Annotated in this window: 10 protein-coding genes; 8 read left to right on the forward strand and 2 right to left on the reverse strand. The window is 29.1% G+C overall.

What is annotated here, in order from left to right; genetic code table 11:
* Positions 1-2: 2 nt before the first annotated feature.
* On the reverse strand, positions 3-3329 hold the full coding sequence (locus tag BMZ09_RS07155) for an RHS repeat domain-containing protein (protein ID WP_090838924.1): 3327 nt from the start codon (positions 3327-3329) through the stop codon (positions 3-5).
* A gap of 263 nt (positions 3330-3592) precedes the next feature.
* Here BMZ09_RS07155 and BMZ09_RS07160 point away from each other — a divergent pair, with 263 nt between their 5' ends.
* From BMZ09_RS07160 to BMZ09_RS07190, 7 genes are all read left to right on the forward strand, one after another.
* Positions 3593-4258, forward strand: coding sequence for a response regulator (locus tag BMZ09_RS07160; protein WP_090838926.1), 666 nt, complete (start codon positions 3593-3595; stop codon positions 4256-4258).
* Positions 4259-4358: 100 nt separating this feature from the next.
* The gene (locus BMZ09_RS07165) at positions 4359-4763 is read left to right on the forward strand and encodes a prepilin-type N-terminal cleavage/methylation domain-containing protein (RefSeq protein WP_090838928.1); all 405 of its coding nucleotides are present in this window, start codon (positions 4359-4361) and stop codon (positions 4761-4763) included.
* 1 nt (position 4764) lies between these two features.
* Positions 4765-5328, forward strand: a complete 564-nt coding sequence (locus tag BMZ09_RS07170; RefSeq protein WP_090838930.1) for a hypothetical protein — start codon at positions 4765-4767, stop codon at positions 5326-5328.
* A 1-nt stretch (position 5329) separates the two neighbouring features.
* Positions 5330-6736 (forward strand): GspE/PulE family protein, encoded by a 1407-nt coding sequence (locus BMZ09_RS07175; protein ID WP_090838968.1) that lies wholly within the window; start codon positions 5330-5332, stop codon positions 6734-6736.
* A 5-nt stretch (positions 6737-6741) separates the two neighbouring features.
* Positions 6742-8910 carry a type II secretion system protein GspD gene (locus BMZ09_RS07180; protein ID WP_090838932.1) on the forward strand — a complete coding sequence of 723 codons (2169 nt, stop codon included), beginning with the start codon at positions 6742-6744 and terminating at the stop codon, positions 8908-8910.
* On the forward strand, positions 8910-10124 hold the full coding sequence (locus tag BMZ09_RS07185) for a PilN domain-containing protein (RefSeq protein WP_090838934.1): 1215 nt from the start codon (positions 8910-8912) through the stop codon (positions 10122-10124). Before BMZ09_RS07180 ends, BMZ09_RS07185 begins: the two co-directional genes overlap by 1 nt.
* A complete protein-coding gene (locus tag BMZ09_RS07190; RefSeq protein ID WP_090838936.1) occupies positions 10108-10620 on the forward strand; it encodes a hypothetical protein in 513 nt (170 codons plus the stop codon). The genes BMZ09_RS07185 and BMZ09_RS07190 overlap by 17 nt, the downstream gene beginning before the upstream one ends.
* Positions 10621-11034: 414 nt before the next feature.
* Here the strand turns inward: BMZ09_RS07190 and BMZ09_RS07195 are convergent, their stop codons facing one another.
* Complete coding sequence (locus BMZ09_RS07195) at positions 11035-11256, reverse strand: helix-turn-helix domain-containing protein (RefSeq protein WP_090838938.1); 222 nt, start codon at positions 11254-11256, stop codon at positions 11035-11037.
* A gap of 168 nt (positions 11257-11424) precedes the next feature.
* On the opposite strand from BMZ09_RS07195, the gene BMZ09_RS07200 reads away from it, so the two are divergent.
* Entirely contained in the window at positions 11425-11763 is a 339-nt protein-coding gene (locus BMZ09_RS07200) for a hypothetical protein (RefSeq protein WP_090838940.1), read from the forward strand.
* The last annotated feature ends 929 nt before the right edge of the window (positions 11764-12692 follow it).

Here is a 12692-nt window from a genome sequence, read left to right on the forward strand (position 1 = left end):
ATTTAGTTTTGGTTAGCATAATTATAATCGTTTTTACTTAGAATATTATCGTCTTTATCTTTGACTTGTTTTAATCGATTAAACGCATCATAATCGTAGTAAATAGTATTACCGCGAGGGTCTGTTACGCTGGTAACACCTATTAGAGGTCTATAGGTATAAGTACTGATTTGGGCATTTGGAAGCCCCACCCTTAAAGCTGCTTCTTGGGATGCTGTTAAACCGTTAACACTTAATGTAAAGCTGTTACCTAATATGCTTTCTATCTCAGCATAACTAGCATTACCTATCTTAGCTACTGGATACATACTATTATACCCCCAAATGTAACTTATCGATCCCCCTGATTCTTTTTTAACTTCTTTTATATTACCAAATACATCAAAGCTATACGTAGAATTTAAATCGTAATTATTAGGAATATAGTTTTGTGAAGAATTATTAGAACCTTGACCTTTATTATAACTGTATAGATGTTTTATATTTCCAGTAATATCATACTCTAAAAAACTTCCTTGCAGTTTTTCTCCATTTTCACTAACAATAATGCTTATCGGTATAGATAATAAGTTTTTAGTGTTCACTAAATTTTGAAGAATACTATTACTTTGATACCCCTTAGGAAAAGTATAACTAGTAATGATTTTTCTATTATTTAAATCTGTCGAATAATTAGTTTGATCATAATAATCAATATTTTGATTTTCTTTTAGTTGATAATCGTCAGTCTTTTGAAAAATTAATTCATCTGAGTTATATTGATAAGAATTAGCATTTGTAATAACACCTGAGATCAAATCAGAATCTTGAGGGTAAAAGTACTGAGTGCTTATGCTTTTTATTAATCTGTTTTCAAATTGTGCAAAATTTACATTTTGTGGTTGACCATAACCAATACCACTTGTAGTACTACTTGTATTATAGCAATAATTAAGCTCTCCAAGTATGTTATAATAATTATCATGTTTGTCTGTTTCGTACAGATAGAATTCTTTAGTTAACAGTCTATTATCACTATCATATGAGAATGTTTTAGATTTTTTACCCTTAAAACTAGCATTGTCATGCTCTTGCTCAAAGAAAAAATGTTGCTCATGTGATTCTTGCACGAAAAAAGGATCAATATCTAAAGGATCTTGTTCATTTCCTTTTTTACTAATAACATGCTCATAGAAATGACCAGATTTAAGAAGTTTATTGTGTGCTAAAATCTCTGAAGATGTAGTCCAATTATAATCATTTGTTTTATTAACAAGGTCTTCTTTCCAAACCAGTCCTTTTAATCCAGCATATTCAAAAGAGATTTTATTAAACTCAGTATTGTCTGTATTGGTATCAACAATAGATTTTACACGTAACCCTCCAGTATAATGAGGCTCTCTAATTAACTCTCCATTAGCACCTTCAATATTGTATACCCATTTAAAGTTTACGTTTATTTGTAAATTAGGCTCTATATTATAATCAGATTCATCTACACTTAATTCTAAGAAATAATCACCAGGATTTAGCAATAAAGAGATGTCATAACCTGCTAATCTATCGCTACCAACTTGGTTTCCTTTTTGCCCCCCTATTCTTTCATAAATAGCATATTTACTACAATCTATACTTACAAGACCTTCGTTAGAATTACAATTTGAGAAATCATTTTCAGAATCTACAATTATATTCGCATTGTTCAATTGCGAATTATTTAAAATATGTTCAGGAATTGTAAAGGGCTTACTAAAGACCCTCTTATTACCTATAACTTGATAATTAAAATCTTGACCATCTACCCCAACTTGGTCTTTAATATATCTATATTCTCCAACTTCGCTTTGCTCAGTATTTAATTCATATTCAAACGTAGTTTTCCCCCCAGTTGGATATATTATTTCTTCTAAATTTCCAGAAATTAAATATTCCAAATAAGGTCTCCTATCCGCTAGTTGCTTCTTATATAATAAAGGTAATTTAGCATAAGCTTGAGCAGAGAATGGAATTAGTAGAGATGCATTTGGCGCACCATTGTAATAACCAAAATAATCTCTTGAATAAGACTGCTTTACAGGTAAATCGTAATTATCATTATAGTTAAAACTATAATGCGATTTTATTTCTCCATTTAAAGGATTCTCCTCATTAACTTCTTTAAGTTTTAATCTTGGATCTCCATCATAAGTGTTGTATACAAAATTAACTACCTTAATAATTTCCTGATTAATTTGGTTTCTGACTTCAATTCTTGCTAATTTTTTTCCCCATATATTATTACCCTCAGGAATAAATGGAGGCATATGATTTTGATAAATAAAACGAACCTCTTCTTTTTCCGATGTTATTTTACTAACTAATTTATTCTTAGGAGTATTAATTGTTGATATTGTTGATTTAAAATAAGAATAAGTACCATCAGAAGCATCACCGGTACTATTAGTTTGCGCACAGCTTAAACCGCTACTATACCCTTGAGGATTTTTATAATTTTGCCTTTTAATACTTTGCGATCTGTGGAAAAGTGTATAATCCATAACATATTCTATATACTCAAAATTTAATTGCCTATTGTTTTTTGACGTTATATTTTTTAATAACCAACTAGAATTATAATCTTGATTATCAACACTTATAGAGTTTCCAGAGCCATTAATAGTCGCATTTGAATTTAATTCTCTACTATCCTGTGATCCACCAAAATTATACGTATTTCCTTGCACGTCTTTTGCTAAAAATGATTGTAGAAGTAAAGCACCTTCTGATTCACCCTTTGTTATTAATAAATTATCATTACTGTTTTTTAAAATAGTATTAATATCTTTTCTTTTAAAAATAAAACTACCAAAATAGCTGCCAAAATTATAAGAAAAACTATCCGGTGAGTGATCTATTGGATTATTCATTAAATATGTTTGTGTCCCATAAAAACTTATCGGATTGTCATAATACCAATCATTATCTCTCGACGTCCAATTATTAGTCGTCCATCCTGTATTCCCTTCATCTGGCTCATTATTAATAGCCCTAAAAATACCGCCTCCAGCATTTAGTCGCCATTTTAAACCAACAACACTAGCCATTTCATCAACTTTTATACCTGAGGCATCATAAGAAATACTTATTGGTACGCTAACACCGTCGATACTCATAGTATAAATAGGTATGCTTATATCTGGTGAACCTTTAGAATAATTCACACTTGTATTACCATAAGTCATAAAAGCAGCAGCATTTGGTGTCTCTGGGATTACATTTGAATAATGATCTACATACTCCGAAATTGGATTATTCTGACTAGACACATCAAACGTAATTATTAAAACAATTAAAAATAAAAATGGTTTCATATTAAATAATTTTGCAGTAAAACTAACCTACACTAACTAAAATCAAATTATTTAAACCTTACAATCACTAAGGAAACACCTTACTTTGAGTCATCAGTAAATAAAAGATAAACACTATTAAATTGATTCAACAAAAAAATACAATCTTTAAAAAAAAAGTATTTTTCTTACAAAAAATTTGTTTTAGACCTAGATAATAAATAATTTGGCAGACAACCACCTTTTCGCTTTTAGAAAAAAGCCATATAATATTCGCTACATTTATGACTAAAACCACATCTATCTTATTAGTTGACGACCATCCATTAATAATAGAAGCATACACTAGTTCTTTAGAGATTTTTGAAAATAAAAATCCTAACTATAAAATAAAAATCAATTCTAGCAATTGCTGTCAAAGCACATTAGATCTTCTAGAAAACAATATATATGATATTGTTTTTTTAGACGTAAGAATACCGCCATCCAAAGACAGAAAATTTAAATCGGGAGAAGATATTGCTAACTATATTACTAAAAAATACAAGGACACTAAAATTGTAATGATTACTGGGCATTATGATTTATTTACTCTTGGTAATATACTTCAAAACATTAACCCCGTCGGTTTATTATTTAAGGGAGATGTTAACCAAGAAGTTTTAAGTAGTGCTCTAAATTCCATCTTAAACGAAGCACCTTTTTATAGTGATACTATATTAAAACTATTAAGAAAAAATATTTCCAGTAAAATTATATTAGATAAAACAGATAAGCTTTTATTATTTGAAATATCAAAAGGAAAAAAAACAAAGGAATTAAGCAAAACGGTCCCTTTATCTGTTGGAGGTATTGAAAAAAGAAAAAGACAGCTTAAAGATTTGTTTGGAACTTCAAATAAAGATGATGATGAATTAATTAAATCGGCATTAAATAAAGGGTTTCTTTAGTTTTCTCTTACTTATGATAAGGGAACCATTTACCATCGGTAAGGTCTTTTATGACCAAAATTCACTATTCATTATTATTTTTCAATTTTTAAAACTTAAAATGAAAAGCACAATTAAACTAAAAGCTTATAATCTTCAAGAAATACTTGTGGTATTAGTAATAATTGGAATCCTATTATTATTAGCCTTACCAAATTTAATGCCTTTGATTAGCAAAGCAAAAAGCATGGAGGCCCAATTACAATTAAAAGCACTCTCTAATTCTCAAACTACATATAGATACATGTACTCTAAATACACCGTTGATATTAATGAACTAGATTTTGAAGCGCCTAAAACAGAAAAAAATGGAGGAACCTCTAATTATCAGTATGAGATATTAAATGCAACGAACAATACCTACAAAGCACGTGCAACAGCAACAACTGATTTTGATGGAGATGGTATTTTTAATGTATGGGAAATTGATGAAAATGGTAGTCCTAAACAAACTGTAAAAGATTAAAATGTTAGTAATTAAATTAGTGCTACTAACCACATTTGGTATTATATTTTGGCAAGACAAAAAAGAACGATTAGTACATTGGTTTTTGTTCCCAATAATTGGACTATGTTCAGCTATTTTAAGCTATAACAACATAGTTGAAGAATTACTTTTGTTAAGTTTAATAATAAATTTACTATTTACAACTTCTTTAATTTTAGTCATATATTTATATTCAAAGTTTAAACTAAAAACTTCAATTAAAAACACCTTTGGACTAGGTGATGCTCTTCTTTTTTTTGCATTATCATTTACTTTTCCAAGCATTACTTTCATAATACTATTTGTATTTGGCCTATTATTCTCCTTAATAATACACCTCGTTTTAAATCATAAACAACAACAACAACAACAACAACAACAACAACAACAACAACAACAACAACAACAACAACAACAACAACAACAACAACAACAACAACAACAACAAGTAACCGTGCCACTAGCGGGCTACTTAAGCCTATTTTTCGGACTAACATTTTTGTCTCATTGGATTGGTATTTTACCAACACTTTACATCTTTTAATTTGAAAACTAATTTTAATATTGACACTAGCCTATTGCAACTTATAACAAGTGAGCAGGCATATCACTACCGTGTGATTCCAAACGGACATATTGATGGGGTATTAACATTAAAATCAGATGACACGTCTAGCTCATTAAAGCAAGAATTAGAAATTGTTCTTAATAAAAACATTCGAATTTTAAAAGAAGATTCTCAAAACATTGATCAGTATTTAAGTACAAATTTCAGACAATTAAATGCTAACCAAACAGAAGATCTCCATTACACGTCAGATTTCTTAGAGAAGCTATTGTTTACTGCAAAAAAAATAGGCAGTAGTGACATTCATTTTGAACCCTATGAACACAAATGCCGCGTAAGACTTAGAATAGATGGTAAGCTAAAAGAACAGTTTATTATATCATTACAAGATTACCCAGTCATAGTAAATAAATTAAAAATTAAAGCTGGTTTGGATATTTCTGAAAAACGCCTTCCACAAGATGGACGTATTACAGTAAGTACTGGCAATGAAGGATTTGACATTAGAACATCTTCTCTTCCTACTTTACATGGCGAAAAATTAGTGTTACGTATTTTAAGTAAAGACGCTAATCATATTAATTTAAATGACTTAGGATTTACGGAAGCTGAACTAAAAACTTATCAAGAAATAGTAAAAAAACCAAACGGAATTATATTAATTTCAGGACCAACAGGCTCAGGAAAAACCACAACACTATATGCGACCTTAAAACAGTTAAATGATGATCAAACAAATATTTTAACAATAGAAGATCCTATAGAATACACACTTGAAGGTATTAATCAAGTCCAATTGAAAGAAAATATAGGACTTGATTTTGCAAGCACACTCCGCACTTTTTTAAGACAAGACCCTGATATTATTATGGTTGGAGAAATAAGAGATGGTAAAACAGCGAATATGGCAATTCGTGCAGCGCTAACTGGCCATTTAGTATTATCAACAATACATACCAATTCTGCTTGGGCAACTATATCTAGATTAATTGATATGGATATACCTTCCTTTTTAATAGCAAGCACGCTTAATGCTACTGTGGCACAACGATTAGTTAGAAAGCTTTGTAATACATGTAAAACAGAAAAGACCACATCTATAGATTTGTTTCCTTCAAATTTTGAAGTTCCAACCTATTTAAAAACACATTTCACACCTGTTGGTTGCAATACTTGCTACCACACAGGTTATTTTGGAAGAAAAGCTATATATGAAATTATACCAATAACGAAAACACTTGTAAATAATATAAAACATAACGATTTAGAAATTGATAGTTATTTAAAAGAAAACAAAATTGCTACACTAAAAATTAACGCACTTAAACTAGTAGAAAAAGGAATAACTTCTATTGAAGAAGTTTACGCTTTATTATCCGACTAACAAATATGAAAAAATTACTTTTACTTATAACTTTACTCTGGTTTAGTTTTTCATCTGCTCAAACAAAGGAGCAGCGAATTCAAAACATAAAAAATCAATTAACCATTTTGTCAACAGAAACTGTTGGATTGACAGAATATGTTAAAACAGAAATTAATGTTACAAACATCACTTTGTCTAACTTTTTATTAGCCGTTTCGGATGTACACAAAGTAAATATCAATGTTGCCCCAGAATTAAGTGAAATTAATATAGCGAATAATTTTACAGATGTCACTGTATCTGATTTACTAGTATTTTTATGTAAAGAATATAATTTGACGGTAGATTTTACAGGAAATATTTTATCTATAAAACAATTTCAGAAAGAACCTGAACAAAAAGAAGAACGTAAAATCCCAATTAAATACAATCCAGATAACAACTCTATTTCTATCGATGCTAAAGGCGATAATTTATATGATGTTTTTAAATTAATAATGGACGAATCGGGCAAAAACCTAGTATTCTCACCTGGTTTAGAAAACAAAACTTTAACCGCATACATCCAACAAACAGCTTTTGAATCTGCAATGGATAAATTAGCATTTGCGAACAACCTTTTTGTAGATCAGTCTAAGGATGGTTTCTTTATTTTTGAAGAAAACACTGAATTAACTAGTCCAAACCCAAACCCTCAAAACACAAATCAACAATCACAACGACCTAAAAGAAGACGACAATCTAATTTCTTTTTTAAAGTAATTAATCAAGAGCAGAAACTCTTAGATGTAGACTTTAAAAATACAGCAATAGAGGATATAATAAATGATATAGCTAATGAGCTACAAATAGATTTTTTTACCGCAACACCTTTAGACGAAGCTGGTTTTGCTTCTTTTAAAGCGAAAAACATAAACTTTGATCAATTATTAACTAAACTATTTGAAATCCAAACGATTTCAACATCAAAATATCAAACAACTCAAAATCCAAACATAAAATCAGTAAATAGCATTAAACGATTTAACTTCAAAAAAGAAGAAAACATATACTATTTTGGAAACGAAAATCAATTAAGCATTCGTAAAGTTGAAATTATTCACCTTCAACATCGCTCTGTAGAGCTGTTATCCGATCCTTCTGGAGGAAACACAAGTACCAGAAGTGCAGGTAGAAATACCAATACTAACTCAACAAATTTTAATAATTCAAATAATCAATTTGATAGTTATAATAACACTAATAGAAACCGAGAGCAATTAAACACAAACTCTAATCAAAATTTCAATAATTACAGTAGTAAAGCAGAAGCTTTAGTAAACATTCTTCCCGATGAATTAAAAGACGGGTTAGACGTAAAAGTAGATTACGAGTTAAACAGTTTTTACGTTAGCGGACCAAGCGCAAGTGTTGAGCGTTTTAAAAAATTTATTAATAAAATTGATAAGCCTGTTCCTGTAATCTTAATTGAAGTAATGCTTATTGAGGTCAATAAAACATCCGTAATTGATACAGGCGTCAGTTGGGGAATAGGTGATGAGCCAGTTACCACAAATGGAGCTATTTTTCCTGAAACAGATTTAACATTAAGCGCAAACACCTTAAATAAAGTCTTTGGAGGCTTTGATGGCTTTGGATCTTTTAATTTAGGAAAATTAGTACCCAACTTTTTTGCAACCATAAAAGCAATGGAAAGTAACGGGAATTTAAAAGTGCGATCAACACCTAAACTATCAACGTTAAATGGTCATCGCGCAACGTTCTCTAATGGCCAAACCTCTTACTACGCAGTTACACAACGTAATATCTATGGGACGGACAATCCTCAAACCTCAGAAATCACAAACTACCAACCCATTGATGCAGAACTAGGTTTGACAATAAAACCGTTAGTTTCAGGAGATGGACAAGTCACGTTAGATATTTTTGTGGTACAATCTAGTTTTGGAAGTCGTATTGCTGAAGATGCGCCACCAGATATTAGTTCACGAGAATTTAGCTCAATTATCAGAGTTAAAGATCAAGACATAGTTATATTAGGTGGATTAGAGGAAAACATGAAAAATAATTCAGGATCTGGAGTTCCTTTTTTAGCTAGGATACCAATTATCAAATGGTTATTTAGCAAGCGCACAAGAACAGCTAAAAAATCAAAATTAACTGTATTAATCAAACCTACTATTATCTATTAATGATCAATAAAGTCTTATCATATCTCCAATATGGAAACCGTTTTTGTGGTATAGAACATACTACAAAAAATGGTAATGACATTATTATATCTACAATTCTAAAACACTCGAAAAAAGAATTAGATATTGAAACTGCTTTTGAAGCTAACACTATTGAAGAGGCTAGTCAAATAATAAAAAAGAACCAACACGCTTTTTTAATAATTAATAACGATAAAGTTTTAAGTAAACAAATTGAAAGCGAGCAAAAAGATGCTTTAAAACTAGTCTACAAAGCTTTTCCTAATATCAATATTGATGATTTTTTATATGAAGTGTTTTCTCAAAAAAACACTCATTTTATATCATTATGCAGAAAGAGTTATGTTCAAAAAATTATAGAGGATTACAAAAAAAACAATATTTTCATTATTTCGGTTTCTATTGGGAACTCTGTAATTTCAGTCATAAAGTCTTTTATTAAAACTAATGAAATTTACTCTTCAAATTCTAAAATTTTAATTGAAGATAAATTAATAACTAAAATTGAAAAAAATGATGATTTAGCCAATCAAAGCTATAGTCTAAATGGATTATCAGTCTCTAACACTTGTTTACTGAGCTTCTCAGGCGCTTTAAACTCAATATTAAAGATAGATGTTACTGAGACTAATTTTAACGTTAATAAAGAGCTGCTATTAGGCAGTTTTAAGCAACATCGTTTTTTCCAACAATTTTTAAAATTTGCTGGATTATTTCTTTTGTTAGGATTATTGATTAATTTCTTAGTGTTTAACCATTATTTTAATAGCGTTAATGAGTTAACACAAATTTCTGCAGTTAATCAATCAACAAAATCTAAAATTGTAACTCTAAACGAAGCGGTCTCTAAAAAGCAAAAAATGGTAGATGATTTACTTAAAAGTAATGGGTCAAGAAGTTCGTTTTATGTGAATGAAATTATTCATAGTCTACCGAAATCTATTATGCTTTCAGAATATAATTACCAACCTTTAGTAAAACGCATCAAAACAGAAAAAGAAATTAAAATAGAAGGTGATATCATTAAAATATCAGGCACATCAAATGATAGCAAATTGTTTTCAAATTGGATAAGTCAATTAGAAAAAAATAACTGGGTAGTAAAAATAAATATTGAAGACTATGGCGCTACATCTAATTCTAATTCTGATTTTACTATAAAAATTGAGATACATAATGACAAGCAAGACTAAAAACATATTGCTAATTTCAGGTTTTTTATTAGTGTTACTAATTGTATATCAATTAGCAATCTCTAAGACCTACGATCAAAAAAAACAATATACTACTTTAAAGAAGCAAGAATTATTGTTTAAAAACGCACCTAAACAACTGTCTTTGCTTAAACAAAAAGAGGTGTACTATGATGACTTATTAACCAAATATCAATTAGATGGTTCATCCATTCAAAACAACCTTCTAAAAACGATCAATATTTTTGCTGATAAAAACAATTTAAAAGTAATAAACTTCTTAGAACCACATCGTATTTCAAAAAATGAGTTAATAATAAATACATATGAGTTCACAGTAGAAGGGAATTATAATAATATTATTGGTTTAATTCATCAATTGGAACAAAAAACTAAGTTTGGAGAAATAATAAACCTCCAATTTGAAAAGAAGAAAAACTTCAAAACTGGTAAAAACCACTTACAATCTAGAGTCTTACTGAGGAGTTTTGGCTAATTAAATGTCTAATTTTTATCCTTTTTCTTTGTCTGCTTTAATTCCTCTACTTTTTTAGGTTAGCTAGTCCTTAAGTGAAACCATAAGTTTAGATACTTCTCCTTTTGCTCTTTACATTAAAATAAACATTAAAAATTTCTAAAGTTTTGTTTTTAATCATTACTTAGTAATCCTTGCTACTATATTTTACTAAATGTAGATTTACCTTCACCTCAAGGATTGTTTATAGCTAGCGCATAACGCTCAACAATACTTCTTAATACATCTATGTATTGTTTTCTATCTAATGTAAAATTGGGTAAGCCCCATTATTTGATATTATTCTATCGTCATACTTTAATTTCATAAAATCTATTTTAAGCTTTTAAGCTTAATGACTATAAAAGCCATCTTGAAATATAATTTCATTAAAAACTACATCCCAATTAAAATAAAAAACTCTGAAATTTTAATTTCTCTAGCTTCGCAAATCTTTTGAAGTGTTTTGACGGGCATCCTGTAGCCTTCCTTTTTTAGAATTTTCCTGACAGTTTTTTCGTCAATACTATTATCTAAAGCAAAGCTGCGGTTAGATTTTGATGGAGTCACCCATTCTTTAGCTATATAATTGCAAATCTTTTTGTTGATATCCTGCATATAGCAAAATAACTTCTTGTAAAACTATTTAATGCGGACTTTAGTCCGCATTATTAATATTTTTATTATCTTTGGTGCATAAGTCTAACCAAAAACAGACTATACTTATTTATAAATTAAAAAATTTCAATCCACACCATTAGGATTAGATACTCCGTTTAGCACAAAATGAACAATAAGAAAACTATAACCAATTTACTTACAAGTAAATATAAAATTGAGGAAAGTAAATTCGAAAAATTCAAGCCTCTATTAGAAGATGCTCGTATAACAAGATTATTTTTTAGTCTCGCTACCGGACTTGGTTACATGTTTAAATATGTCCAAGAAAATGACATACACCATAAAATGTTAGTTTATAATTTTACAAGGTTAACAGAAGTATTTATTAAAAACCCAAAAGCAGCTTACGACGATCCTAAAATTAGACAAATAATAGTTCTGGAAGAAGTTCCATTAGTTGGCGAGCTATTAGTACTGATGTTAAAAATGAATCCTGAAATTTAAGCATGTGCTTTTTTTAATTCCAGGACCTTTTCTTTTTTAGAACTGATTATCCTAATTATTAAATTACAAACGTTTTTTTTTATCTTGTAAAGAAAGTGTCCTGCCTATTTTAGACCCTTTTTTATAAATCTCATTACCATAAATAAAAGTTATTAGACATCCTATTGTTGTTGCTCTATTTTTATTTATCAATATTGTATTACTGCTCATTAATAACTCCAAAATTCTAATATAGCTGTCATTTAGTAAACCACATTTCTGTTTTCTGAAGCTACCTATTTTTAGGTTAGTAATTAATCGAATACAGTATGATAATTAGTTCTATAGAATCTTTAGGAGGTGTGAATTATCTTCCATCAGAGCGAAATATATAATTTTAGGTAGCCCATTGAAAGCTTCTAAATCATACATAAACCCAAAGTTATCTTTATTAAGGAACATAAATAAACTTGCAAAAAAAACGGTCTTATATCTTATAATTTCACTATGCTTTACTTTTATTAGCTTTTACTGTAAATCGTTTTTTCATACTCACTATCTCATCTACCTAATAACAGGTTATTTAATTATTTGACTAACTAAGATGCTAGGCTGTATTAAATCGACTTCTAAAATATAAATCATTCATTTAAAGCAATGTATGCAGTCTTAATGCTAATGCAAAAGGTAATGATGTTGTTCTAAATCGGAAATCGATCATATTTTTATGTAAAATCATGAATAATAAAAAAATAAAAACTTTTTTATTACAAAAGTTTTTATAAATCAGTCTTCTAAAACTTTTTAACAGTATAACTATGTGGTTATGTGGTTGTGTGGTTGTGTGGTTGTGTGGTTGTGTGGTTGTGTGGTTGTGTGGTTGTGTGGTTGTGTGGTTGTGTGGTTGTGTGGTTGTAAAAAAAAAAAAAAAAAAAATTAAAAATTTTCAA

This window comes from Olleya namhaensis, from assembly GCF_900114005.1.
GTDB lineage: Bacteria > Bacteroidota > Bacteroidia > Flavobacteriales > Flavobacteriaceae > Olleya > Olleya namhaensis.